The organism is Devosia sp. MC1541 (assembly GCF_012847305.1).
In the GTDB taxonomy this organism is placed as follows: domain Bacteria; phylum Pseudomonadota; class Alphaproteobacteria; order Rhizobiales; family Devosiaceae; genus Devosia.
Window position 1 is genome coordinate 55,662 of sequence record NZ_JABBDZ010000014.1, and the last position, 26,230, is coordinate 81,891.

The window sequence follows — 26,230 nt, forward strand, 5'->3', positions numbered from 1 at the left end:
CAAAGCAAATTCAGGCTAAGTTCTCTTGAGTTTGTAGATAATGATATGTTTTCACAAGAATACTTGAAGAGCATCTGTGACTTGTGAGATACTTTGATTCTGAGCATTCGCCTTCATTTCTGCGGCTGGTTTATCCAGTGCGTTCGATTTGGAGTGCGGCGGCGAGGCGGTGGCGCAGGTCACGGTCTCATCCGCGCAGAATGGGCGGCAACGTACCTCTGCAGTGGTCAGCGCCTGTCGGACGGGTGGGCTCACAAACAGGACCCTTAGGACATTTGAAACCGCGATCACTTCTCATGAAGTTCGTGCAGAGCAAGGCAACTCTGCACAAAGCATGGCGCGTTATCCAAGATAATGCACAAACGTCTACTTCGCTCGACGTGCGTGCTGAGATTGACAAATTCGCGGCCGATCCGCAGAAAAACATCAACGTACTCAGTGGTCAACTTTCTGCCGGAAGTTTTAAATTTCCGGAAGCCAAGGGCATTCCCGTGGCTAAGAGGAATGCAGACGGAAGTAAAAGTGCCAAGTTCCGTCCGCTTGTGTTAGCGCCGCTACGTTCGCGTATTGTCCAGAGAGCGGTACTCGAGGCATTGGAAACAGTGCCTGGACTCAGTTGTTATTTTCAAAATCCCAACAGCTTCGGCGGAATAAAGAAGCAGAAGGATGGACTCGCAGCAGTCCCCGCCGCCGTTCAGGCAGTGCTAATGGCCATAGGCAATGGTGCTACCCATGTGGCATTTGCTGACATACGTGCCTTCTTCACAAAGATACCCAAACCCCACGTGACGGACATCATTTCGAAGGTCACGGAAGATCCTGAGTTCGTTGTTCTGTTTGAGGATGCGATTAGGCTCGAACTCTCAAACATGGCAGATCTCAAGGAAAAAGCGCAAGCCTTCCCAATTGAGTCCATCGGGGTTGCTCAGGGCAATTCTTTGTCACCTTTGCTCGGCAATATCCTGCTTCATGACTTTGATCGGCGCATGAACGAGGGTGACTGTGTATGCGTCCGATATATCGACGACTTTATTATTCTCGCGCCTTCAGCCGCCGCAGCAAATGCCCGTATGCGGCTGGCCATCGGCATCTTGCACGATTTCGGGATGACCCTTTCTGAGGAAAAGTCTTCAAAGGAGCCTCTTCGAGTTTCAGACAAGTTTGAATGGCTCGGAATCGAGTTCAACAACGGATTCATACGCCCGTCAGCGAAGGCAATCACGAGGCTTGAGCAAAATGTGCAGAAACGCTTTAACGAAAGCGCGAAGGTGATGCGGGAGACGAAAAAAGGCGAAGCTATTCCGCGAAAATATTCCCTAATTGCAACTATCAGCAGAACCGACAGCATAATTCACGGATGGGGCAAGCACTATCGCTTCTGTAACGATGATGCCCTTTTTGATCGAGTAGATGACAGAATGGCTCGCTTGGTGGGCGCGTTCCTCGGCGAATACCGAGCCATCAAGGCACGTCGCGACGCCAAGGATGCGGCGTCCCTATTGGGTGTCGAGGAGTTCGCCCGGTACCAGCGTAGGCCGCTGGTTTGGCCGAGAAAGGGGGGCTAGCGCAAGATGGCTGTTCTAGGCGTAATTTCTTCGCCCGATCACCCGGCTTGACCGGGTAATCCAGAGCGTGGCGGCGTTGGGCTGGATTGCCCGATCAAGTCGGGCAATGACGGGGCGCAGGCGCTGGGCCTGTTTTTGCGGAGTGTTACCCCACCCAACGTCCCCCTGTTGGGGGGGAGGGGCTGGGCCGGTGATTGCTGAGGGGACGCAGAGGCCCTCGCTTTCGCGAGGGTGACAGGCTGGTGGTGGGGCAAAGTGTTGAGACCTCGGGTCGGGCCCGAGGGTGCCGGGGTGTGGCGCACGCCGACCCCCACCCTCAGTCCCTCCCCGCAAGGGGGAGGGAGGCGAAGGGGCTGTGCGGCAATGGAAGCCGGGGCTTTTGAGTGTTGGCTTTTTGCGTCGTCATCACCCGGCTTGACCGGGTGATCCAGAGTATGGACAGCGTTGGGCCGGATTGCCCGATCAAGTCGGGCAATGACGGGGTGGGGGCGCGGTGGGCGTTTGGGCATCGCGAAGTGCAGAGCCCTCGGGTCAGGCCCGAGGGTGACGAGTTGGGTGTGCGGGGCGCATCCCCACCCAGCCTCCCCTTGCTAAGGGGAGGGGCTGCGTCGGTGCACGTGGCGAGTTCGTGGCTCTCTTGGGCGTTATCTTTTCACTTCGTCATCACCCGGCTTGACCGGGTGATCCAGATCGCGGCGGCGTTGGGCTGGATTGCCCGATCAAGTCGGGCAATGACGGGGCGCGGGCGCTGGGCCTGTTTTTGCGGAGCGTTACCCCCACCCAACCTCCCCCAAACTCGGCGGAAGGGGCTGGGCCGGTGATTGCGGCAGCGGAAAGGAGGCCTCGCTTGGCGAGGGTGACAGGCTTGCTGGCGAGGCGTACCCCCACCCAGCCTCCTCCTGTTAGGGGGAGGGGCTGGGCCGGTGATTGCTGAGGGGACGCAGAGGCCCTCGCTTTCGCGAGGGTGACAGGCTGGTGGTGGGGCAAAGTGTTGAGACCTCGGGTCGGGCCCGAGGGTGCCGGGGTGTGGCGCACGCCGACCCCCACCCTCAGTCCCTCCCCGCAAGGGGGAGGGAGGCGAAGGGGCTGTGCGGCAATGGAAGCCGGGGCTTTTGAGTGTTGGCTCTTCGCAGCGTCATCACCCGGCTTGTCCGGGTGATCCAGAGTATGGCCAGCGTTGGGCTGGATTGCCCGATCAAGTCGGGCAATGACGGGGCAGTGGTGTTCGTTCGTTGCGCTGGTGTATGCGGAAGCGAAACAGAGGCCCTCGCTTTGGCGAGGGTGACAGGCTGGCTGGCGAGGAGTACCTCCACCCAGCTTCCCCCTGGAAAGGGGGAGGAGTTGGCCCTGTGGTGTGGCGAGCTATTGCTCAGACAACGGCCGTTGCTCTTCTGAGCACACTCTCTCCCGTCGTCATCACCCGGCTTGTCCGGGTGATCCAGAGCGTGGCGGCGTTGGGCTGGATTGCCCCATCAGGACGAGCACTGACGGTGTGGTGGGGCGCGGAGCTTAAGGCACCTGTGCGCCTTTGGCGTTGACGAAGATTGCGTAGACCGAGGTCGTGGCCGTGATGAAGAGCTGATTGCCGCGCGGGCCGCCGAAGGTGAGGTTGGACACGGTCTCGGGGATGTTGATGCGCCCCAGGAGCGTGCCGTCGGGGGAGTAGCAGTGCACGGCGTTGCCGCCGCTGGTCCAGACATTGCCAAAAGTGTCGGTGCGCAGGCCGTCGGGAATGCCGAATTTCAAATCACAGAATTTGCGGCCATTGGCCAAGAGGCGGCCGTCGATGACGTCAAAGATGGTGATGCGGCGCGGCACGTTTTCATCGTGGCTGGAGCCGCTATCGGCGACATAAAGCAGCTTTTCGTCGGGCGAGAAGGCGAGGCCATTGGGCTGGGTGAAGTCGCCGGAAACAGATTGTAATTCGCCTGACGGATCAAGGCGGAAGACATTGTGTTTGGCCTGCTCCGGGGTGGCCATGAAACCTTCATAGTCCGAGAGAATGCCGTAGGTCGGGTCGGTGAACCAGACGCTGCCATTGGAATGGACGACAAGGTCATTGGGCGAGTTGAGGCGCTTGCCTTCAAAACTGTCGGCCAGCGTGGTGATGGTGCCGTCATGCTCCGTACGGGTGACGCTGCGGGTACCGTGGTGGCAGGAGAGCAGGCGGCCAGAGCGATCTCTGGTGTTGCCGTTGGAGTAGTGGCTATCGGCGCGGAACACATGGGTGCCGACATCGGGGATGTAGCGCAGCATCCGATGGTTTGGGATGTCGCTCCACAGGAGATAATTGCCATCTTTGAACCAGACCGGGCCTTCGGCCCAGCGGCAGCCGGTGTAGATTGTTTCGAGCTTGGCATTGCCCAAAATTAGCCCTGAGAAGCGCGTATCTACGACAGTGTAGAGGCCTTGTTCTGTCATTCGTGTCTCCTCCGGAATCCTCAATCTCTTCTTCTGATCATGACAGAGATTTGGGCAGATGGAAGAGGCAGGACAGAGGGGCTGAACTGGCGTCACACTTGAAAAATTTAAAGATTCTCTGCGGTCGTGCTGTGTTGAACTGGTCTCAAAGCGGCGAAATCAGACGAATGATTATTTTTTGAGGACGATTGGAAGAAAAGCGGACTTGGCTCCGTATACAAAGCATGCGTTGCAAGCTTTGTATGTGTTTCATCTTAGGGCCTGCTATCGAAAGATAACCCTCCCGAATCCGGGCGAATGGGGTTATGTGGGTTAGTTTTCCCGACATTCCTGAATATTGTTGCCCATTGCCTGCAATTGCACTGGCGTTTGTTTTCGGCTTTGCTGTCTTCAAAGCTCTCCAGTTCATTCGAGAGAGAGCAAGTATTCAGGAAATGGAGAGGACTTAATGAACACTTCACTCACCCGCATTGCTGCGGTGCTCGCTGCATCCACTATGCTCGTTAGTGTGGCCAGCGCGGAAACCATTCGCTGGGCGCGTTCCTCGGACTCGCTGACTATGGATCCGCACTCGCAGAACCAAGGGAATACCCACACTCTTTCCCACCACATCTATGAAACGCTGCTCGGCCGCGCCAATGACGGCGCTCTGACGCCACGTTTGGCGACAGAGTGGGCCCTCAAGGAAGGCGACCCAACAGTTTGGGTGTTCAAGCTGCGTGAAGGCGTCAAATTCCACAACGGCAACGACTTCACCGCTGAAGACGTGATCTACTCGATTGAACGCGCCAAGAGCGAGTTCTCGAACATGAAGCAGCTGCATGCCGAAGTGGTTTCGGTTGCTGCGGTCGACGATTACACCGTCGAATTCCAGATGAAGGGCCCAGCCCTGATCTACCCAAACAACCTCACCAACACCTTCATCATGGACAAGACCTGGTCCGATGAACATGATCTGGCTGTGGTGCAGGACTTTGCCGCTGGCGCGAGCAACTACTCGGTGCTCAACACCAATGGTACCGGTCCATACACGCTCGCTTCGCGCGAAGTCGACGTGAAGACCGTGCTTGATTACAACGCCGGCTGGTGGGGCGAAAAGCCTGCGGTCGACAAGATCGAATATCTGGTGATCGCTGACGCGCAGACCCGCGTTTCGGCACTGCTCTCGGGTGAAGTCGATATCGTTCAGGACGTTCCGCCACAAGACATCGATCGTCTGAGCAATACCGAAGGTTTTAAGGTCGAAATCGGCCCAGAAAACCGCTTCATCTATTTCGGCTATCGCTTTGGTGAAGAGCCACTGGCTTCGTCCGACATCAAGGACAGCAACCCCTTCAACAATCCGAAGGTTCGTGAAGCGATGGAGCTTGCGCTCGATCGTGATGCGATCAAGCAGGTTGTGATGCGCGGCCAGTCGATCCCGACCGGTATCCCGAACCCTCCGTTCGTGAACGGTTGGACGCCAGAACTCGACGCTTATCCGAAGCCAGACGTGGAAAAGGCGAAGGCCCTTATGGCTGAAGCTGGCTACCCGAACGGCTTTACCGTGACGCTCGATACGCCAAACAACCGTTACGTGAACGACGAAGCGATCTCGACCGCTTATGTCGGCATGCTCGGCCAGATCGGCATCAAGGTGACGCTGGCATCGCGTCCAGTGGCTGAACACAGCCCGATCATCTTGGCGAACAAGTCGGACTTCTACCTGCTCGGTTGGGGCGTTCCGACATTTGACTCGGCCTATGTCTTCAACGACCTCGTCCACTCCAAGACTGATCTGCACGGCACCTATAACGTCGGCCTCTACACCAACCCAGAACTCGATGAGAAGATCATCGCGCTCGGCACCATGGACAACATCGAACAGCGCGATGCGACCATTGCCGAAATCTGGAAGGTCGTGAAGGAAGATCGCGTGCTCATGCCGATCCACAACCAGGTGCTCGCATACGCAATGCGTGATGGCGTGACCCTGGCTGTTCAGCCGGAAAACCAGCCGAACATGACTACGGTCACCTTCGACTAACTTCCTGCAATCCAAGGCCGCCGCGTGAAGAGAGTTCTTCCGCGGCGGTTCGTATTTTGAGGGAGCCACATGCTCGCCTTTATTGCCCGACGACTTCTGCAATCCGTCCTCGTCATGCTCGTCGTGGCGTTTATTGCCTTCCTCGTCTTCCGTTACGTCGGCGACCCGCTCGCAGCTTTGCTGAGCCAGGACGCAAAACAAGCGGATTATGACGCGGCTCGTGAACGGCTTGGTCTAAACGAGCCCTTCTATGTCCAGTTTTTCCATTTCGTGGTGAACGCACTTCAGGGGCAGTTTGGCATTTCCTATCGGCTGCAGCAGCCGGTCAGCCAGCTCATCCTCGATCGCTTGCCCGCAACCATCGAATTGGCTTTCGCCTCGTCCATCATCGCTCTGGTGGGTGGTGTTGTGCTCGGCATCTACACCGCCCTGCGCCAAAAGGCGTTTTCGACCGGCGTGATCATGACGCTGTCGCTGGTGGGCGTATCCTTGCCGACCTTCCTTATTGGTATTGGCCTGATCTATGTGTTCGCGGTCGAGCTCAAATGGCTGCCTTCGTTCGGTCGTGGCGAAGTTGTCGAGCTCGGTTGGTGGAAAACCGGGCTGCTGACCCAATCGGGCCTGCGCTCAATTATTCTGCCGGCGATTACGCTGTCGCTGTTCCAATTGACGCTGATCATGCGCCTTGTACGCGCGGAAATGCTGGAAGTGATGCGCACGGACTACATCCGGTTTGCGCGCGCTCGGGGCCTTTCCAAGCGTGCCATCAACTTTGGCCATGCGCTCAAAAACACCATGGTGCCGGTGATTACCATCACGGGGCTTCAGCTGGGTTCGGTGATCGCTTTCGCAATTATCACCGAGACGGTGTTCCAGTGGCCGGGCGTGGGTTCGCTCTTCGTCAATTCGGTCGCCGCCGTCGACGTGCCGGTCATGGCTGCATACCTCGTCTTCGTGGCGCTGGTGTTCGTTATTATCAACCTCATCGTTGATATTCTTTACTTTATCGTCGATCCGCGCCTGCGCGACGGCGCAAGAACGGGGAAGTAACTCGTGACAGACCTCCCTCAAACACCAGACGCACCAGCGGCCGCGCCGTCGCGTTGGCAGAGCTTTATCAAGTCAGACGTTGTTTGGTCCTATCGCCATTCACCCGTGGCGATCGTTGCCTCGATTATCGCGCTGGCGCTTATTCTGATGGCGGTTTTTGCGCCATTGCTTGCGCCTTATAATCCGTTCAATCCAGCGACGCTGAATTTGATGGACGGCTTTACGCCGCCCAATTCGACCTCGATGTCCGGCAAGTATTTCTCGCTGGGTACGGATAGTCAGGGGCGCGATGTGCTCTCGACCATTATGTACGGATCGCGCGTGTCGCTGTTCGTGGGCATTATGGCGACGTTGTTCGCTATGGTGATGGGTGTCGGCCTCGGCCTTGTGTCAGGCTATGTCGGCGGCGTGGTGGATGCGATCATCATGCGTGTCTGCGACGTGCAGCTCAGCTTCCCGGCCATTCTCATTGCGCTGCTGATCTTCGGCATTGCGCGCGGCGTTATTCCGCCCAATCAGCAGGAAGGCGCAGCGGTCTGGGTGCTTATTATTGCCATTGGTCTGGCCAACTGGGCGCAGTTCGCGCGCACGGTGCGTGGGGCAACCTTGGTTGAGCGGCAGAAGGATTATGTTTCGGCGGCGCGCATTCTTGGCGTGCATCCGATTTTCATCATCTTCCGCCATGTGCTGCCCAATGTGGTTGGTCCGGTTTTGGTGATCGGCACGATCGGGCTGGCACTCGCCATCATCGAAGAGGCGACATTGTCTTACCTCGGTGTGGGCGTGCCTCCGACCCAGCCTTCGCTTGGGACGCTGATCCGTATCGGCCAGCAGTTCCTGTTCTCTGGCGAATGGTGGATTCTTGCGTTCCCCGCACTGACGCTCATCCTTCTCGCTCTGTCGGTCAACCTCCTTGGTGACTGGCTGCGTGATGCTCTCAATCCGAAGTTGCGCTAATGCCTGAACCCGTTCTTTCTATTCGCGACCTCGTTGTTGAGTTTCCATTCCGCGACGACGTGTTCCGTGCCGTAAACGGCGTGTCGTTTGACATCATGCCGGGCGAAATTGTCGGCGTCGTCGGGGAGTCCGGTGCGGGCAAGTCGATGACCGGCTCCGCCGTTATTGGGCTCATCGATCGTCCTGGGCATATTGCGGGAGGCCAAATCCTCCTCAATGGTCAGCGCATCGACAATCTGCCGACCGAACAGCGTGATGCGCTGCGTGGCAAGCGTATCGGCATGGTCTTCCAAGACCCGCTGACGAGCCTCAACCCGCTCTACACGGTGGGTCAGCAGCTGATCGAAACCATCCGCACGCACTTGCCGCTTTCCGAAGCGGAAGCGCGGCAGAAGGCAATTGGTCTGCTGACGGAAGCGGGCATTCCGCGCGCTGCGGAACGCATCGACTCCTATCCGCATCAGTTTTCGGGCGGGATGCGCCAGCGTGTGGTTATCGCGCTGGCTATCGCGGCTGAGCCGGAGCTGATCATTGCGGACGAGCCGACTTCGGCGCTTGACGTGTCCGTGCAGGCCCAGATCATCAAGGTGCTGAAAAAGCTCTGTTCGAGCCGTGGTGCTGCGGTGATGCTGATCACCCACGACATGGGCGTGATTGCGCAAACCGCTGACCGCATGGTGGTGATGCATCAGGGTACGGTGGTGGAGACTGGGACGGTCGGGGACATTATTCGTCGTCCGCGCGAGCCCTATACGATCAAGCTGATCAACTCGATTCCGACGATTGAACGCAAGGACGGGGCAGCGGCGATTGCGCCCACTGTCGCTGACGACAAAGCCTATGTGCAGGTGAAAAACCTTCACCGTGACTTTGAAATTGGCGGTGGCGGCTTCTTCAAGCTGTTGCCGGGCAAAGTGGAAAAATTCCGCGCGGTCAACGATGTCAGCTTCTCGATCGAGAAGGGCACGACCTTTGGCCTTGTGGGGGAATCCGGTTCGGGTAAATCCACGTGCGCCAAGATGATTGTCGGGTTGCTGCGCCCAACTTCGGGCCACATCACTGTGGCCGGTCACGACATTTGGGCTGGTGGCGCGGGGCATCAAGAGCGGCGCAAGCGCGTTCAGATGATTTTCCAAGACCCCTATGCGAGCCTTAATCCGCGCTGGCGGGTGAAGGACATTATCGCTGAACCCATGCGGACGCTGGGCATTGCGCGCAATGGCAGCGAAGTCGAGCAACGCGTTGCTGATCTCCTCACCAAGGTGCGTCTTGATCCGTCGGTTATGCGGAAATTCCCGCATGAGTTTTCGGGTGGTCAGCGGCAGCGCATCGCCATAGCGCGTGCGCTTTCCAGCCAGCCGGAATTTATCGTGTGCGATGAGCCGACTTCGGCGCTGGACGTTTCTGTGCAAGCGCAAGTCTTGGATTTGATGAGCGAATTGCAAGCCGAATTTGGGCTGACCTATCTGCTCATCAGCCACAACCTTGCTGTTGTGCGGCAGATGTCGACCGCCGTTGGCGTATTACACAATGGTGTGTTGGTGGAGAAGGGGCCGACCGACGCGATCTTTGATAGCCCGCAGGCGGACTATACCAAGATGCTGCTCGATGCGGTGCCGGACATCTCCAAAGTTGTCTAAGTTCTAGACCTATATAGAAAAGCGCGGCAACAGAAGATCATAGATTTTGTGTTGCCGCGCCAAGCGCTTGTCCAAGAATTTCTCGACAATGCGCCGCTACGTCTGGAGTCTCTGCAGGTCTAGCGGAGGCGAGTGCCGCGAAAAGGCGTTTGCCTAGTTGTCCGTCTCCAGCTTAGACTATGCGCTTGGATAAGCTGGGGGGCTGATGGGGCGGTTAGACACAAGCGATTTTGAGATATTAAGTGCTGTGCCGATTTTGAGGCGCTATGCGCTGAGGCTCACGCGACATCCGATTGATGCTGACGATCTGGTGCATGATACTTTGCTCCGTGCCATCGAGCGACGCGCCACCTACGACCCTTCGCGCAATCTAAAACAGTGGCTGCTCGCCATCCTCCATAATCTACACATCGACCAGCTGCGTTCGGGCCATAGTGGCAGAGCGCGCGAGCGGGATTTCGTTGAGCAGAACAGCCATATGCTGGCGCCCAATCAATTAGACAGCGTTCGGCTGAGCCAGCTGCGGCGGGCGTTTGACCTTTTGCCGCCTGAGCAGCAGGACGCTGTGCGCCTGGTGGCGATGGAAGGGCTGAGTTACGACGAGGCGGGCAGGGTGCTCGGTGTTCGCCCGGGGACGGTCATGTCTCGCTTGTCGCGCGGTCGCGATGCGCTGCGGCGCTGGGAAGCCGGGTCCGACGAAGGCCCCCAAAGGATCAGCTAAAAAGAAGGGTGGCATCCGCATGCCACCCTTCCTCCGGGAGGGAGACCCTTTAGGGACGCTAGAGCTGTAGCGGGTTAAGCTTGCGCCAAGCTTCGTATTCTTCACGCGCATCGTTGTGCAGGGGATAATAGCGCTGAAGCGGTTCGCCGCGCTTGAGCATCATGCGGGAATAGTCCTCCCACTCGTGATGATTGTTGGCGAATTCAACCACTTGCGCAGCCAAGGCGACGGGGACGCAGACCGCGCCGTCGTCATCGGCAACGATAATGTCGCCCGGCATGACGGTGACGCCGCCGCAGGCGATGGGAACGTTGACGGCAAAGGGCATCAGGTCGGTCTGGGTGTGGAAGTTCGGCGTCCAGCCTTTGATCCACAGTGGGATGTCGAGCTTGGAAAGATTGGGACGGTCGCGCAAGACGCCGTCAATGACCATGCCCGCGCCGCCACGGCCCTTGAAGTAGGTCGACATCATATCCCCGAACACGCCGGAACTCATGTCGCCCCGCGCATCTACCACGACAATATCGCCCGCTTGCACATGGTAGAGCACGTGGCGGTGGAGCTGCTTTTCTGGGTCGGAATATTCGTCCTCGCCGTAAATGTCTTCACGCTTGGGCATGAATTGGAGCGTCAAAGCAGGACCCGCAATGGCCTTGCCCGACTGCTGCGCGACCGGGCCACGAATATGACAATTGCGGACGCCGAGTTTGGCCAAGGTTGACGAGGCAGCGGCAGCACCAATGTGTAGGACGGCGTCAACAAGGGTCTGGGAAGGGCGGGTAATATCAGGCGTATGGGTCATCGTTGAAAAATCCAAAATTACCAATTGGTGACAGAGCCGTCGCGGCGGATGAGATGAGGCGCTTCCCAGAATTTGAAGCTTTGGGCTTTGAGGCGCTCTTCATCCACCTCGACGCCAAGGCCGGGTGTATCGGGCACGTCATAGACGGTGCCGTTGAGGCTGATCTGGCTTGGGAACAACTCAGGGTTGTCGAAGCCGTGGTACAGCTCGCCCGGCGATGCGCGGGTTTCGAGCCACGAGAAATTGGGTACGGCCGCGCCGAAATGGACGGTGGCGGCGGTGCAGATGGGCCCCAGGGGATTGTGGGGCATGACATCGACGTAGTGAGCCTCGCTCCATCCGGCCACTTTCATCGCCTCAGTCAGCCCACCGACATTGCAGACGTCGATGCGATTGAACTGATGAATGTCCCGTTCGATGTAGGGCAGGAATTGCCATTTGCTGGCGAACTCCTCGCCAATGGCAAAGGGAATGTCAGTGAGACGGCGCAGGGCCTCATAGGCCTCGGGCGTTTCATCGCGGATTGGTTCTTCGAGGAAGTCGAGGGTTCCCGGGGGCATTTTCTGGCAAAAGCTGGCCGCTTCGGCGACCGAGAGGCGATGGTGATAATCGATGCCGAGAACGATCCCATGGCCCACGGCATCCCGCGTTTTTGTGCACCAGTTTGCCGTCTCGGCGAGGCTTTCGCGGGGCTCGAAAATCCGAGGGTTTTCATGGCCGTGCGGAAAGAGGCGAATGGCGCGCCAGCCCAGCTCAACCAGTTCTTCGGCTTGCCGCACCATGATCTCGCCACAGGGGCCCCGAACGGTGGCGAAGGTGGGGATGAAGTCGCGCTGCTTGCCGCCGAGCAATTCATAGACCGGCACGCCGAGGGCTTTGCCTTTTAGATCATGCAGGGCGATGTCGATGGCAGACATGGCGGCTGTGAGCACGCGTCCACCCTCGAAATATTGCGAGCGATAGATTTCCTGCCAGATCGCACCAATGGCCATTGGGTTTTTGCCCAGCAGGAACTCGCGAAAATGCTCGATGGCCCCGATGACGGCCTTCTCGCGGCCGGAGAGACCTGACTCTCCCCAGCCGTAGATGCCCTCATCGGTTTCCACTTTGACGATGAGTTGGTTTCTGATCCCAACCCAGGCGGGGTAGGGAATGATTGCTGTGATTTTCATCGGTACATTCCCCCTGTGGCCGCCTTAGCTCCAAGTGCGATCCCAGCTGTATTCATCGTCCCACTGATCGGTCGGCTGCCAGATGCCGGTGACGCCGGGGCCCATGTGTTGGCTGATGACTTCGTCGTTGATGTCATCAATGCCGAGACCGGGTTTGTCGGAGACGGTGATGAAGCCGTCTTTGACAATGGGGCCATCAATGCCGACGGCGATGTCGTCCCACCAGTCGACGTCGACCGAGTGGTATTCGAGGGCCATGAAGTTCTCGGTGGCGATTGCCATGTGGGCGGCGGCCATACACGCGACCGGGCTTTCGGCCATATGGATGGCCATAGCGATGCCCTTTTCCTGCGCCGCATCGCCGATTTTCTTGGTTTCGAGAATGCCGCCCGAAGTCAGAAGATCGGGGTGGATAATGGCGATGCCGGAATTGAGGAGCGGCTCAAAGCCTTCCCTGAGGTAGATGTCTTCGCCCGTGCAGATTGGCACCGTGGTCGCCTGTTGCAGCGTGCGATATTGGTCGGCGTATTGCCAAGGGATCACGTCTTCGAGCCATGCCGGGGCGTATTTTTCAATGCGCTTGGCAAGGCGAATGCCCGACTGCAGCGAGATGTGACCAACATGGTCGATGGCGAGCGGGATTTCGTAGCCGATGACCTCGCGCACCTCGTAGATATATTGCTCGAGCAGCTCGAGACCCCGTTCGGTGAAGTTGAGGCCGGTGAAGGGGTGGCGGACATTGTGGACGTCGTAGACTGCATTGCGGGCGCGCCGATCTTCCATCGAGCGAACAGCACCGCGCGACGGGTGGGTTTTAAATCCTTCCAGCGAGCCGGAGGGTGAGACGACGGCTCCGGGCGTGTCGACGATCTGCATGAGGCCCAGATCCATCTTGAGGAAGGTAAAGCCCAGATCCATGCGTTCTTTGAGGCGCTTGCCAGTTTCGGTGCCGCTTGGGACGGTGGCGTCGGTATCGCAATACATGCGGACCTTGTCGCGGAATTTGCCGCCGAGCATCTGGTAGATCGGCACGCCGTAGGCTTTGCCGGCGATGTCCCACAGGGCGATTTCAATGGCGGAGACACCGCCGCCCTGGCGGCCATGGCCACCGAACTGTTTGATGCGGCGGAAGAGGCGATCCACATCGCAGGGGTTTTCGCCCAAGAGTCGGCTTTTGAGCATGAGCGCGAAAGTGGCGCTGGCGCCGTCGCGGACCTCGCCAAGGCCGACAATGCCTTGGTTGGTGTAGATCTTGAGAATGGCCGAATAGAAGGGGGCACCCTGGATTTCGGCGACCCGCATGTCGGTGATGCGCAGTTCCGATGGACGGGAGTTTGTATTGACGTGATTGAGTGCAGCGTCGTGCAGGTTCATGGCAAAACTCGGTTCAATCGGCCTTGAGGGCCATAGTGGTGTTTTCGTCGAAGAGATGGATGCGGGATTGGTCGAACTCGATATGGACCAAGTCGTCGGGCCGGATGTGGACCGATGGATCGAGGCTGATGTTGACCACTGCGCCGGAGATGAAGACCTGGGCGAAGGTGATGTCGCCTGTAGGTTCAACGGTATAGACTTTGCCGGGGACCGTGCCCGGTTGGGCGCTGTGGTGCAGTTTCAGGGTTGAGTGGCGCGCGCCGAGGACGACTTTGACGGTTGTCGAGCGTTGCGCTTTACGGGCGTTCTCCGGAGACAGGGTAAAGTCCCAGCCTTCGGGAGAGCGCAGAACAGTATCGGCGCCTTGGGTGACGGCTTCGAGCGGAATAAGGCTCATGGCCGGAGAGCCGACGAAGCTGGCGACAAACATGTTCACCGGATCGGCGAAGACTTTCTCTGGAGCGTCGTATTGCTGGAGCAGGCCGCCGTTCATCACCGCCATTTTGTCGGACATGGTGACAGCTTCAAGCTGGTCATGGGTGACGTAGACAATGGTGGCGTTGAGGTTGTGGTGGAAGCGTTTGATCTCGGAGCGCATCTGCACGCGCAGCTTGGCGTCGAGATTGGAGAGCGGCTCGTCCATGAGAAAGACCAGCGGATCGCGCACCAGAGCCCGGCCCAAGGCAACGCGCTGTTGCTGACCGCCTGAGAGTTCGCGGGGGCGACGCTCCAACAGGTGGGTGATGTCGAGGACGCGGGCGGCCTCTTTCACCTTGGTCTCAATCTGGTCCTTGGGCAGCTTTCGCATCTGCAAAGGAAAGGCCAGATTTTGAAAGACCGTCTTTTGCGGGTAGAGCGCATAGTTTTGAAAAACCATGGCAATGTCGCGGTCTTTGGGATCAAGACGGGTAACGTTACGATCACCGATGGAGATGTTCCCTGACGTGATAGGGAGGAGCCCGGCGATGAGGTTTAGGGTCGTGGTTTTGCCGCAACCCGAGGGGCCAACGAGGGCGACGAACTCGCCATCGTTGACGGTGAAGGACACATCATTGACGGCATAGAGATCGCCGTAGCGCTTCATGATGTTTTGGAGGACGACTTCAGCCATGGGAGTGCTCCCTAGTGCTTGACGGCGCCCTCAGCGAGGGCCCGCACGAAATAGCGTTGAAGGACAAGGAACAGCACCACGACGGGCACGCTCATGAGGAAGGTCGCGGCCATGAGGCCGGGCCAGTCGGTGGCGTTTTCAGAGAAGAAGCGCTGAATGCCGACCGGAAGCGTCATCTGATCGTGACGGGTCAGGAAGGTGTAGGCGTAGATGTATTCGTTCCATGCGCCGATGAAGGAATAGATCGAGGTGGCAATGATCCCCGGCGTTGAGAGGGGCATGACAATGTAGAAGAAGGCTTGGAAGCGGGTGGCGCCATCGATACGGGCGGCTTGCTCCAGCTGGATCGGGATATTGTCGTAAAAGCCTTTGAGCAGCCAAATGGCGAGCGGGAGGCCGAAGGTGAGATAGGTGAGGATCAGCGATCCGTGGGTGTTCACCAGCCCCAGCCAGCGCATCAGGATGAACAGTGGGACGAGGAAGATGACCGCCGGGAACATGTTGCGCAGCAGAACCGCGAAAAAGAGGAATGTCCGGCCCGGAAAGCGGAAGCGGGAGAAGGCATAAGCCGCGGGGACGGCGACGACCACGGCGAGAACTGTGGTGGCGACGGAAACCCAGACGCTATTGCCGAAGTAGCGCAGGAAATCCTGCCCCACTTGCCCGCGTGGATCGAGGAGCCGCCAGTAATTGTCGAGGGTTGGCTCGGTCGGCCACCATTGCGGTGGATATTGCATGGCGGCAAAGCCGGTCTTGAGCGATGTGATCAGCATCCACGCCATAGGCATGACGGTGAAGCCGACGAGAAAGACCAAGAACAAGCGGCCACCCCAGCGCCAGCCGTCAAAGCTGGTTCTGGCAACGGCGCGGTCTTGCGATGCGGTGAGAGTGCTCATGCGACTTCCCTCTTGTCATCGCCGCGAGAGAGCGCGCGGACATAGAAATAGCCTAGCGTCATCATGATGAGGAACAGCAGGACCGAGTAGGCCGCTGCCACGCCCCAGCGTTGGCGGCCAAAGGCGAGCTGATAAATCTGGGTGATCCAGATGTCGGTCGCGCCAGCGGGTCCGCCGCCGGTGGTGAGCCAAGGGATGATGAAGGAATTGAAGTTTGTCACCAGCAAGAGAAGAATGGTGACGGTGGAGACGCCCGCCAAATGCGGGAAGGTCACATGCCAGAAGCGCTGCCAGGCATTGGCGCCATCGACCTTGGCGGCGCGCAGCAATTGCTCGGGCACGGTCTGCAGGCCAGCCATGAGCATGATCATGGCGAAGGAAAATTCCTTCCAGACGTTGATGACAATGAGCGAGGGCAGCGCGGTGGTGGTGTTGTCGATGAAGTTTATGGGCTGATCGGTGACGCCCAGTTGCACCATGAGCGCGCCAATGGCGCCAAAGTCGGAGTGGTACATCCACTTCCAGACGTAAGAGGCTGCAACGGCGCTGACGACCCACGGAATCAGCAAAATGGCGCGCAGGAATGCCCGGCCGACGAATTCGCGGTGGAGGGCGAGGGCTGCGCCCAAGCCGAGCACAAAAGCGAAGAGCGTGGAGAAGAAGGTCCAGATCAGCGTGTTGACGGTGACCTTCCAAAACGAGGCCTGGCCCAGAATGGTGGTGTAGTTGTCAAAGCCGATGAAAATCTTGTCTTTGAGCTGGAGGCTCGGCGGCGTTTTGAAAAAGCTCAATTCAATGGTGTAGTAGACCGGGTAAGCGATCACCACCAACATCACCACAATGGCTGGCATGACGTAGAGATAGTCTGCACGGCTCTGCCAGGCCCGTTCGGCGACATTGGGTTTACGATAAACCTCGTCTAACTGCCGCCCACGCATGGCGGGCTGCCCTGAAATATTGGTCATTAGAGACGTCCCTATAGGCTTGAGAGTGACCGGCGGTGGCGGGTGGCCTGCGACCGCCGATCAGCGTTTCGGGAGCGAAAACCGGGTTAGAAGCCGCCGATGATCTCTTCGATCTTGGCCGCGGCGTCATTGACCGCCTCATCAACCGTCATGGCTCCGGTCAGCGCGTTCTGCATCATGTCCGGAATGACGATGTTCATGATTTCCGGGCTTTCGGGCAGAACCGGGAAGGGAATGCCGTTGGGCAGCATGGAGGTGGTGACGTCGAGGAATTTGATGGTGTCGAGACGCTCTTTCATCCATTCGGTGGTGAAGCCACCAAGGTGACCCGGGTTGGAGCCTGTCCAAGCGAGCTTGGTTGACCATTCCGGGCTGGTCCACATGCAGACGAGCGCCTTTACGGCCTGTTCGTCATAGGCACCGCCGTTGACATATTCGGGTTTGACCACGTGGAGGTTGGAGCCACCGAACACCACAGCACGACGGGCTGGGCCTTCTGGAATGAGGCCATAACGCATGTTCTCAATCACTTCGTCGGCCACGGCTTTATCAGTGCCGGTGGCTTTGCTCGAAAGATCGACCATGCGGGCGTATTCAGACGGGTGTGCGATCATCATGGCCAGTTGGCCAGCAATGAACGGCGCCTGATTTTCGGCCTGAGTATTGGTCAGGGCCGATGTCGGAGCCGATTTATCGGTCACATACATCTGCACAGCGGCTTGCAGCGCCGCCTTGGAGCCATCGTTGTTCACCCAGACATCGGTGTAGGACGGGCTGTCAGCGGCTTCGTCGAGCGCGCCACCACCATAGGCCCAGAGCTGAGGCATGAAGCGGAACGGGGTGTTGCCCGCGTTTTGCTTAGCGACGAGGCCATAGCCAGAGATGCCGAGCTTGTCTTTGATGGTTTTCGAGTAAGTGACGAGATCGTCCCAAGTGGCCGGTGGGTTTTCAGGATCGAGACCGGCGTCCTTGAAGATCTTGGCGTTCCATATGAGCGCCATGGTCTCGTTATTGGTCGGAATGCCGTAGGGGACGCCGTCATAGGTGACGGATTTCATCGCGCCTGGCCAGAAATCGGAGCTGGAATAGCCGACATCTTCGGGCTTGAGTGGGTTCAAATAGCCCTTGGCGGAGAACTCGACGCCACCGAGAATTTGCAAGCGCACGACCATTGGCGCGGCATTGCCGAGCAGGGAGGTGCGGAACTTGTCGAGGAGCTCGTTATAAGTGATCGACTGAACGTCGGTTTCGATATTGGGGTAGGCGGCTTTGAAGGCTTCCCAGAAGTCTTTGTCGACCTTGTGGGCGATTTCGGGATCGGCTTCAAAGGGGCCAGTGTACCAATAGCTGACCTTGCCCTTGTAGTCGGCGGGGACGACAGCGGCGCAATCGCCATTGGTGTCAAATGTGTGGGTGCCCGCAATGGATTTGACGTATTCGGGCGACCATTTGCTGAGGTCGACCGTCTGCGCCATGGCAGGAAGTGAAAGCATGGATGCGGTGGTGGCTGTGGCTAGGGCGTAAGCAGAAACACGCCGTGCACAAGCCCAGCCCGACCGCGTGAAGCGGCCTTGCGAATGTGTCATTGGTAGTCCTCCTCATCATGGGAGAAGCTCTCAGCCCCCTCGGCCGAGGTTTGTCCTCCCCGCAGCGAGTAATCTCAGCTGCGCCTCCTTAGGTGGCAGTCCAGACCATGCGGGGCCTGACGGGACGTACTGCCTGCTTGCTGGCAATCGTTCTTTCGATGAACGTTTTGTTGCTGTCGAAAACGTTACAGACGTTAACCTGTCTGTCAATGGCAATTAGATCGTACATTATCTGAATCTGATTATGTGATGATCGCTCTTGGCTTGTCGATGTTCTGGCGCTACAGATGGGGCATGTTGGTTGCGCAAAAAGCATCATGACCGCGCCTGATTTCGACGTTTCACACAGCACGATTTACCAGAGGATCCGCGACGATATTGTCTCGGGCCGACTGGCTCCATTGGCGCGATTGAAGATCGGCGAACTGGCCGCGACCTATGGCACATCGACCAATCCGGTGCGCGAAGCGTTACAGGTTTTGCGTGGCGAAGGGCTGGTGACGATCGAGCCCAATCGTGGGGCACGGGTGGTGCGCATTGACGAGGATTTCGTGCGCGACATTTGCGAGATCGAGATGCTCATTGAGCCCTCGCTGACGCGGTGGTTTTGCACGATTGCCAGTGATCCGGATATCGCCGAACTGGAACGCATTCAGGATCAGATCGAGAGTTTGAACTTCGGTGATCCGGAAAAGCACGGCCAGCTCGATACGCAATTTCACATGGTCATTTATGGTCGGCACTATAATCGCCACGCGGCGGACCTTTGGTGGCGGCACAGAGAGATTTTGCGCTCTATCGCGCGAAAATTCCCGACATCCTTGAGCCGTCGCCAGACGGTGGTGCGGGAACATAGAGAGCTGATTGAGGCGATCCGCAAGCAAGACGCGGAGAAGGCCGCAGCTATTGTTGCCCAGCACGTGGAGGGTTCTGGGCGCCATATTATCGAGCAAATGCGCCTAGCGCGTCTCAAAGCACCAGGGAGTGCAAGCGCCTAGGTCTTATCTTTTTTCGGGAGGGGACCCATGAAGATTACTGATCTGCGCTGCGCCGTTATCGGGCGTCACCCTATTGTTCGCATTGTGACCGATGAAGGGCTTTATGGCTTAGGTGAGGTGGAATTCACCAAGACCTATCTCAAGCCCTTCGTATTGCATTTCAAAGAGGCTCTGATTGGGGAGGACCCGACAGACGTCGAGCGCTGCATGATGAAAATCCGCCAGCGCGGGTCGTTCAAGCCTTATGGGGCGGCTGTTAGTGCCATTGAGCACGCGCTCTGGGATATTGCCGGTAAAGCGGCAGGTGTGCCCGCCTATAAGCTGCTGGGCGGGAAGGTGCGCGATAGTGTGCGCGTCTACAACGGTTCCATCCGGCAGAAGCGCACCGGCGATCGGCCTGAGGATTATGCGGCGGATGTGAAATGGATGATGGAGCGCGACGAGAACTTCTTCATGGTGAAGCAGGGGATCAGCTTCCACTCCAACATGAAGGACAGCATAGACGACTTCCACTATGGGCCGCGCCAGACCAAGGCGGGCTATCATGGGGCGATGGATCAGGGGCAGATCTCTGAGCGTGGGTTCAATCACATGCTCGATTGCGTCTCGGCCATGAAGGAGGTGCTGGGGGATAAGGTATCCCTTGCGCTCGATTGTGGGCCGGGGTGGTTTCTCAACGATGCCATCCGCTTTGCGCGGGCGGTAGAGAAATATGACCTCATGTGGCTCGAGGATATGCTGACGGGGGACTATGTTCCCTGGGTCAATCCGCAAGCCTATCGCGAGCTGACCGTGTCTACCTCAACGCCGATCCACACGGGCGAGCAGATTTATCTCCGGCATAATTTCAAAGAGCTGATTGAAACGCAGGCCGTGCGCGTCGTCGGGCCGGACCCGGCGGATATTGGCGGGATCGCCGAGCTGAAGTGGGTGGCGGAGCACGCCTATATGCACTCGATCATGATGGCCCCGCATGGCACGGCCAACGGTCTGCTGGGCTTGGGCGCATTGATCAATGTCTGCGCCACGCTGCCCGCCAATTTCATCGCCTTTGAATATCCGAGCGCCTCTGACCCATGGTGGACGGATATAGTCATTGGCCTGCCCAAGAAGATCGTCACCAATAGCCATGTCGATCTGCTCGAAGCGCCTGGCCTTGGGCTGGACATTGATGCTGAAGGGGGCAAAAAATATCTCGCGGAGGAAGACGCCGGTTTCTTTGATTAGTCCAAGGAGGAGGGGATTATGAAATATCGCTATTTGGGACAGTCGGGCCTTTTGGTCTCACGCCTCTGCCTCGGCACTATGACCTTTGGCAATAAACAGTGGGGCTGCGACCAGGAGGGGTCGACGGCCATCGTGCGTGCCTTTGTCGAGGGCGGTGGCAATTTCATTGATACGGCGGACGGCTATTCGGGGGGAGATAGCGAGCGCATGCTCGGGGTCGCGCTCAAGGATTTTGTCCGCGACGATCTGGTCGTGGCAACGAAGTGCTGGTTTCCGACCAATAGCGCCGTGACCTCGCGCGGGCTGTCGCGAAAACATATCATTGAGGCGTGCGAGAAGAGCCTCAAACGCATGGGGCTCGACTATATCGATCTCTACCAGTTCCACGGGCCAGACCCCTATACGCCGATTGAGGAAAGCATGCGGGCGGCGGAGGATTTGGTGCGCTCAGGCAAGGTGCGTTACCTTGGGTGCTCCAATTTCTACGGCTGGCAAATCTCCAAGGCGAATACGCTGGCGGAGGCTAAGGGCTATGAGAAGCTGATATCGGCACAGCATCTCTACAATCTCATTCGTCGCGATGTGGAACGCGAAATCCTGCCCGCATGTGAGGATGCGGGTGTGGGGATGATCTGCTGGAGCCCGCTGGCGGCGGGGATGCTTTCGGGAAAATATCAGGGCAAGGATAAGCCCGACGCCGATACGCGCATGGGCATTCAGGCGTCGATTGCTCTGCCGCGCTATTGGTTCGACGATGCTCTCAAGGCCATTGATGTGCTGGTCGCGGTGGCCAAGCAGCTCGGCAAAACCCCAAGCCAAGTGGCCTTAAGCTGGCTACTCGGTAATCATCAGGTTACCGCTGCGATCATTGGGGCGCGCAAGGTGGAGCAGGTGGAGGAGAACCTCCATGCGGGCGATTTCAACCTGCCGAATGAAATTCAGCGCCAGCTGACCGAGGCTATGCCGCTCAAGCTGGGCTATCCGTTTGAATGGACCGACAACAATCTGCGCGCCACTTTTGGCAAGGCCGAGTTTGAGCCAAACCATACGGTGCGTCTGCCTTGAAGGCGGTGTCAAAAGACAAGTGGGGCGACAGTGTCGCCCCACTTTTTGCTGTTATGTGCGCTTTTTGAAGGCGTCGTTGAGACGGTCACCGAGAGAGCCAAAGGCGCCACCAGAGTTGGACTGGGCTGGGCGCTGGTTGGGCGGGCGCGCATTGTTCGGGCGAGCATTGCCGCTTGGACGCTCATTCGGGCGTTCATTGCCGCGCTCGCGCTGGATGGGGGTGTCGTCCTTGCGCATAGAGAGCGCAATGCGTTTACGGGCGACGTCGACTTCGACCACGCGCACTTTTACCACATCACCCGCCTTGACCACTTCATGCGGGTCTTTGACGAATTTGTCGGCAAGGGCCGAGACGTGGACAAGACCGTCCTGATGGACGCCAATGTCGACGAAAGCGCCGAAGGCGGCGACATTGGTGACGGTACCTTCGAGCAACATGCCGGGGACGAGATGTTTGATCTCGTCAATGCCTTCGGCGAAGGTGGCGGTTTTGAAGGCAGGGCGCGGGTCGCGGCCGGGCTTTTCGAGTTCGGCGAGGATGTCCTTGACCGTCGGCAGACCAAAACGGTCGTCAACGAACTGGCGCGGGTCGATGTTGGCGAGCGCGGTTTTATCGTTTTGCAGCGTGCGCAGATCGCGGCCACAGGATTTGACGATTTTACGGGCGACGCCATAGGCCTCCGGGTGCACGGCGGAGGCGTCCAGCGGCTCGTCGCCATCGGTGATGCGGAGGAAGCCCGCAGCTTGCTCAAAGGTGCGCTGGCCGAGGCGTGCGACCTTGAGCAGTGCTTTCCGATTGGCGAAGGGGCCGTTTTCGTTGCGGTGCAACACAATGGCGTCGGCAACCGAGGAGGAGAGGCCCGAGATGCGCGCGAGGAGCGGGGCGGAAGCGGTGTTGAGATCAACGCCGACGGCGTTCACAGCGTCTTCAACAACGGCGTCCAACTGCCGGCCCAAGCGGCCCTGATCGACGTCGTGCTGATATTGGCCGACGCCAATGGCCTTGGGCTCAATCTTGACCAGTTCGGCCAGCGGGTCTTGCAGGCGACGGGCGATGGAAACCGCGCCGCGCAGCGAAACGTCGAGATCGGGGAATTCATTGGCTGCAAGCTGGGAGGCGGAATAGACCGACGCGCCAGCTTCCGAGACGATGACCTTGGTGGGTTTTGGCGCGGGGAGGCGCTCAATCAGATCGGCGACGAGCTTTTCGGTCTCGCGGGAGCCGGTGCCATTGCCGATAGCGATGAGTTCAACGCCATGCTTTTTAATGAGCAGGCCGAGGGCTGCTTGCGCACCCATCACGTCATTGCGTGGCTGGAAGGGGTAGATGGTATCGGTATCCAAGACTTTACCGGTCTTGTCGATAACGGCCACTTTTACGCCGGTGCGAATGCCCGGATCGAGGCCGATGGTGGTGCGGGCGCCAGCGGGGGCGGCGAGTAGCAGATCTTTCAAATTGCGGGCGAAAACGGTGATGGCTTCGGCCTCGGCGCGTTCGCGCAGTTCGACCATGAGATCGACCGAAAGCGAGACGGAGAGGCGGGCGCGCCATGCCCAAGCGGCGACTTCGCGCAGCCAGATGTCGCCAGCGCCAGAGCCTTGTGCGGACAGCGCTGCGCCAACCATGCGTTCGACAGGTTTTACTGGATCGGTTAGGTCGGCATCGATGGTAATGTCGAGACCCAGAAAGCCTTCGTCGCGGCCGCGCATCATCGCCAGAGCACGGTGGCCAGCGGTTTTGTTCCAGCGTTCGGAATGCTCAAAATAGTCCGAGAATTTTTGGCCTTCGGCTTCCTTGCCCTTGAGGACGGAGGAGACAAGCATGGCCTTGTCGCGCATATAGGCGCGCAGTTGGCCGAGGAGGGCGGCATTTTCCGTGAGGCCTTCCACGACGATATCGCGCGCGCCTTCGAGCGCCTCCTTCGTGCCCGGGACCTCGTCGGTCATGTAGGCTTCGGCGAGTTTGTAGGGGTCGGCAGCGTGGTTGGCCAGAATGGCTTCGGCGAGGGGCGCAAGGCCGCGTTCGCGGGCGATTTCGGCCTTGGTACGGCGCTTCGGCTTATAGGGAAGATAGAGATCTTCCAACTCGGCCTTGGTGGTCGCGCCGACGAGCGAGGCGGTCAGCTCGGGGGTGAGCTGGCCTTTTTCATCGATGGATTTGATGATGGACGCGCGGCGGGCTTCGAGCTCGCGCAGATAGGTCAGGCGCTCGGCAAGGTTGCGCAGCTGGGTGTCGTCTAGGCCCCCGGTGACTTCCTTACGGTAACGGGCAATGAACGGAACCGTCGCGCCACCATCGAGCAATTCCACGGCGGAGCGCACCTGTTCAGGGCGTGCCGCAATTTCGGTGGCGATCTGTTTGGCAATGCGGGTGTCGATTTCGGACATGTCGCTCAATCTCGGGTTATTTCGCCGTGACCATAGTGCGGAATGGGCGCAAGGCAATGGTTTTTGGCGCAGCTTTGGGAGGCTGTGGAGATTGACTTAATGCGCAGTTGCGGCGGGCTTGGGGCGGGGGAGTTTTGGGCTGGGATTTCTCCCGCGTTTCGCTGTTCCGCCTAATCTGCTTTTATTGAATGACACCCTGTTAGGCACGTTCGCCAGTTTCAGAACAGAAGTCACAATCGAGAGCTTCAAGCAATGTGGCCATCACTACCGATAGAATTTCTAGTGGTTGGTACGCCGGTGACTTTGCAGTCAGGCAATAGCCGGGCTCGGGCAGCTTGGCAGCGTTTGGTGCTTGAGGCAGCGGAAGCCGCACTCCGCGATGCGGAGAACGAAATTGATGCTAAACTATGGGCGTTTCATGATTGGCCTAGGCTGTCCTTCACGATGTTCTATTTTCCGGCAAGCCCGATGCTCGGGGACATAGATAACATCGTGAAATTGACGATGGATGCACTGGTACCTAGAGTTTACACTGATGATGCCATTGTCGATCGAGCGCTGGTGCAAAGGTTCAATGTGCGCGATGCAGCCGCATTTGTTGCACCTAGCGAAGTTCTGCTCAGCGCTATGGCTGTGGAGGATCCTGTGCTCTACATATGCGTTGATGAGGTTTCCGCTGTCGGAGTTTCGCTATGAGCGCTGTATCTAGTGCCGCGAATGAAATGACCGAACAACTTGCTATAGAGTGGCAAGCGCGTGGCTTTGACGTGCAGGTCGAACCCCGCAGTTTCGCTGGGTTAGAAGACGTCTTCCGGTACTATCAACCGGATATGATTGCGACCAAGGGTAATGAGAAATTTGCCATTGAGGTCAAATCTAAAGGTGTGAAAAGTAATCCAAGTGCTGAGCAGAACTTGGAGCGCGTGCGGTCACTGTTTCAGCGCCACCCGGATTGGAAATTTCAGGTTGTCTATTATGGGCAGGCGCAGGACGAATTGCCGAAACTCGCTCTTTATCAGCTCCAATCTGAGTTGCAGGCGGTCGATGACATTGGGTCTGTCGATACGAGGTTGGCGCTGATTAAGCTTTGGTCTTTAGCCGAGGCTTTGGTGCGGCACATCTATCCCGATCATACTCAGCGCCCACAGTCTCCTGGGCGGCTGGTTGAGCTATTGGCGGGGCGGGGTGATATTCTGCCGGGGCAAGCTGCTCAAATGCGGGGAATGGCCGCTAAGCGGAACAAGTTCGTGCATGGTGATTTGACGGTGGCGGTCACAGCGCAGGAAGTCGCGGATATGAAAGCGATTTTGTCAGGGTTGCTATCTGAGCAGCGTGCCGCATCTTCTTAAGGCCGGGCTCACTTGCCGTCTTGGTCGAGCCGAGTGGCGGAGCCGCTTGCCATGAACTGCGACAATGAAAAAGCCGGGGCATGACCCCGGCTTTTGTGTTTTTGGCGCTACTTTTTAAGCAGCCACTCGTGTTCGGCCTGGTTGTGGAACTTCCAGATGCGGGTCGGGCCGGCCATGACGTTTAGGTAGTAAAGGTCGTAGCCGTGGATGGTGGCGCAGGGGTGGTAGCCCTTGGGCACCAGCGCGGTGACGCCGTCTTCGATGAGCATGGTTTCGTCCAGCGAGCGATCATCGGTGTAAACGCGCTGGAAGGCATAGCCGTGCGGCGGGTTGAGACGGTGATAATAGGTTTCTTCCAAAAAGCTCTCGGCGGGCAGATTGTCCTTGTCGTGCTTGTGGGGCGGATAGGACGAGGTGTGGCCACCGGGGGTGATGACTTCCACCACAAGGAGCGAGTCCGCGGTTGGGTCGGTCTCGGGTAGGATATTGGTGACGTGGCGCACATTGGTGCCTTTGCCACGAACCTCCTGGCTCATGTCGTCCGACGAGATAAAGCGGGCCTTTTTCTCGGTGAGCGCTGGTGCGGAGCAGACGGCCAGTTCGACTTGGGTTACGGCTTTTGCCGACCAGTTGGAATGGCCGGGGACGTAGACGGCTTCGGGCTTGCCTTCGAAAGGCGAGGTGCGCTTGCCGACAGATGGGAAGTTTTCGGACCCGGCGGTGATGTCGGCTGTGCCGGAGACGAGGACGAGACAGACCTCGCGGTCGCCTGTTGGGGCGCTGACCGACTGGCCGGGACTGAGCTTGTGGAGGGTGAAGCCGACATAGGTCCAGCCTGCACTTTCCGGCGTAACGTCGATGACTTTGCCGGAGGTGCCGTTTGGTTTGACGAGCAGTTTAGACATGTCGGTTTCTCG

Annotated in this window: 21 protein-coding genes; 11 read left to right on the forward strand and 10 right to left on the reverse strand. The window is 58.3% G+C overall.

Translation table 11 applies throughout. The features are described from left to right. Window positions 1-296: 296 nt before the first annotated feature. A complete protein-coding gene (locus HKD40_RS13840) occupies window positions 297-1,565 on the forward strand; it encodes a reverse transcriptase domain-containing protein (RefSeq protein WP_169196372.1) in 1,269 nt (422 codons plus the stop codon). A 1,509-nt stretch (window positions 1,566-3,074) separates the two neighbouring features. On the opposite strand, the gene HKD40_RS13845 is transcribed toward HKD40_RS13840, so the two are convergent. After that, window positions 3,075-3,986, reverse strand: coding sequence for an SMP-30/gluconolactonase/LRE family protein (locus HKD40_RS13845; protein WP_169196373.1), 912 nt, complete (start codon window positions 3,984-3,986; stop codon window positions 3,075-3,077). 448 nt (window positions 3,987-4,434) lie between these two features. On the opposite strand from HKD40_RS13845, the gene HKD40_RS13850 reads away from it, so the two are divergent. The 5 genes from HKD40_RS13850 (at window position 4,435) to HKD40_RS13870 (ending at window position 10,380) form a co-directional block, all read left to right on the forward strand. Next, entirely contained in the window at window positions 4,435-6,012 is a 1,578-nt protein-coding gene (locus tag HKD40_RS13850; RefSeq protein WP_200211674.1) for an ABC transporter substrate-binding protein, read from the forward strand. A 69-nt stretch (window positions 6,013-6,081) separates the two neighbouring features. Next, window positions 6,082-7,062 carry an ABC transporter permease gene (locus HKD40_RS13855; protein WP_169196374.1) on the forward strand — a complete coding sequence of 327 codons (981 nt, stop codon included), beginning with the start codon at window positions 6,082-6,084 and terminating at the stop codon, window positions 7,060-7,062. A gap of 66 nt (window positions 7,063-7,128) precedes the next feature. Continuing rightward, a complete protein-coding gene (locus HKD40_RS13860; protein WP_349236481.1) occupies window positions 7,129-8,019 on the forward strand; it encodes an ABC transporter permease in 891 nt (296 codons plus the stop codon). Beyond that, window positions 8,019-9,659, forward strand: coding sequence for an ABC transporter ATP-binding protein (locus HKD40_RS13865; RefSeq protein WP_169196376.1), 1,641 nt, complete (start codon window positions 8,019-8,021; stop codon window positions 9,657-9,659). The genes HKD40_RS13860 and HKD40_RS13865 overlap by 1 nt, the downstream gene beginning before the upstream one ends. Window positions 9,660-9,864: 205 nt before the next feature. Next, window positions 9,865-10,380: a sigma-70 family RNA polymerase sigma factor gene (locus tag HKD40_RS13870; RefSeq protein ID WP_169196377.1), complete on the forward strand. Its 516-nt coding sequence runs from the start codon at window positions 9,865-9,867 to the stop codon at window positions 10,378-10,380. A 58-nt stretch (window positions 10,381-10,438) separates the two neighbouring features. Here the strand turns inward: HKD40_RS13870 and HKD40_RS13875 are convergent, their stop codons facing one another. From HKD40_RS13875 to HKD40_RS13905, 7 genes are all read right to left on the reverse strand, one after another. Next, window positions 10,439-11,182: a ribonuclease activity regulator RraA gene (locus tag HKD40_RS13875; RefSeq protein WP_169196378.1), complete on the reverse strand. Its 744-nt coding sequence runs from the start codon at window positions 11,180-11,182 to the stop codon at window positions 10,439-10,441. Between the two features lie 17 nt (window positions 11,183-11,199). Then, window positions 11,200-12,354: a mandelate racemase/muconate lactonizing enzyme family protein gene (locus HKD40_RS13880; protein WP_169196379.1), complete on the reverse strand. Its 1,155-nt coding sequence runs from the start codon at window positions 12,352-12,354 to the stop codon at window positions 11,200-11,202. A gap of 24 nt (window positions 12,355-12,378) precedes the next feature. Next, window positions 12,379-13,728, reverse strand: coding sequence for a mandelate racemase/muconate lactonizing enzyme family protein (locus HKD40_RS13885; RefSeq protein ID WP_169196380.1), 1,350 nt, complete (start codon window positions 13,726-13,728; stop codon window positions 12,379-12,381). 13 nt (window positions 13,729-13,741) lie between these two features. After that, the gene (locus tag HKD40_RS13890; protein WP_169196381.1) at window positions 13,742-14,839 is read right to left on the reverse strand and encodes an ABC transporter ATP-binding protein; all 1,098 of its coding nucleotides are present in this window, start codon (window positions 14,837-14,839) and stop codon (window positions 13,742-13,744) included. A gap of 11 nt (window positions 14,840-14,850) precedes the next feature. Continuing rightward, on the reverse strand, window positions 14,851-15,735 hold the full coding sequence (locus HKD40_RS13895; RefSeq protein ID WP_169196382.1) for a carbohydrate ABC transporter permease: 885 nt from the start codon (window positions 15,733-15,735) through the stop codon (window positions 14,851-14,853). Continuing rightward, window positions 15,732-16,673 carry a sugar ABC transporter permease gene (locus HKD40_RS13900; RefSeq protein ID WP_248306080.1) on the reverse strand — a complete coding sequence of 314 codons (942 nt, stop codon included), beginning with the start codon at window positions 16,671-16,673 and terminating at the stop codon, window positions 15,732-15,734. Before HKD40_RS13900 ends, HKD40_RS13895 begins: the two co-directional genes overlap by 4 nt. A 113-nt stretch (window positions 16,674-16,786) precedes the next feature. Beyond that, window positions 16,787-18,286 carry an extracellular solute-binding protein gene (locus tag HKD40_RS13905; RefSeq protein WP_169196384.1) on the reverse strand — a complete coding sequence of 500 codons (1,500 nt, stop codon included), beginning with the start codon at window positions 18,284-18,286 and terminating at the stop codon, window positions 16,787-16,789. Window positions 18,287-18,603: 317 nt separating this feature from the next. On the opposite strand from HKD40_RS13905, the gene HKD40_RS13910 reads away from it, so the two are divergent. Genes HKD40_RS13910 through HKD40_RS13920 form a run of 3 tightly spaced genes read left to right on the forward strand, consistent with a single transcriptional unit; the run spans window position 18,604 to window position 21,576 of the window. Then, on the forward strand, window positions 18,604-19,284 hold the full coding sequence (locus HKD40_RS13910) for a GntR family transcriptional regulator (RefSeq protein ID WP_248306074.1): 681 nt from the start codon (window positions 18,604-18,606) through the stop codon (window positions 19,282-19,284). A gap of 27 nt (window positions 19,285-19,311) precedes the next feature. Continuing rightward, a complete protein-coding gene (locus HKD40_RS13915) occupies window positions 19,312-20,511 on the forward strand; it encodes a mandelate racemase/muconate lactonizing enzyme family protein (protein WP_169196386.1) in 1,200 nt (399 codons plus the stop codon). An 18-nt stretch (window positions 20,512-20,529) separates the two neighbouring features. Further along, window positions 20,530-21,576: an aldo/keto reductase gene (locus tag HKD40_RS13920; RefSeq protein ID WP_169196387.1), complete on the forward strand. Its 1,047-nt coding sequence runs from the start codon at window positions 20,530-20,532 to the stop codon at window positions 21,574-21,576. A 51-nt stretch (window positions 21,577-21,627) separates the two neighbouring features. On the opposite strand, the gene HKD40_RS13925 is transcribed toward HKD40_RS13920, so the two are convergent. Then, complete coding sequence (locus tag HKD40_RS13925; protein ID WP_169196388.1) at window positions 21,628-23,964, reverse strand: Tex family protein; 2,337 nt, start codon at window positions 23,962-23,964, stop codon at window positions 21,628-21,630. Between the two features lie 282 nt (window positions 23,965-24,246). On the opposite strand from HKD40_RS13925, the gene HKD40_RS13930 reads away from it, so the two are divergent. After that, window positions 24,247-24,660: a RusA family crossover junction endodeoxyribonuclease gene (locus tag HKD40_RS13930; RefSeq protein ID WP_349236814.1), complete on the forward strand. Its 414-nt coding sequence runs from the start codon at window positions 24,247-24,249 to the stop codon at window positions 24,658-24,660. Next, window positions 24,657-25,313: a hypothetical protein gene (locus HKD40_RS13935; RefSeq protein WP_169196390.1), complete on the forward strand. Its 657-nt coding sequence runs from the start codon at window positions 24,657-24,659 to the stop codon at window positions 25,311-25,313. The genes HKD40_RS13930 and HKD40_RS13935 overlap by 4 nt, the downstream gene beginning before the upstream one ends. Window positions 25,314-25,420: 107 nt before the next feature. Here HKD40_RS13935 and iolB read toward each other — a convergent pair whose 3' ends face one another. Beyond that, the gene (gene iolB, locus HKD40_RS13940) at window positions 25,421-26,218 is read right to left on the reverse strand and encodes a 5-deoxy-glucuronate isomerase (protein WP_169196391.1); all 798 of its coding nucleotides are present in this window, start codon (window positions 26,216-26,218) and stop codon (window positions 25,421-25,423) included. Window positions 26,219-26,230: the final 12 nt, after the last annotated feature.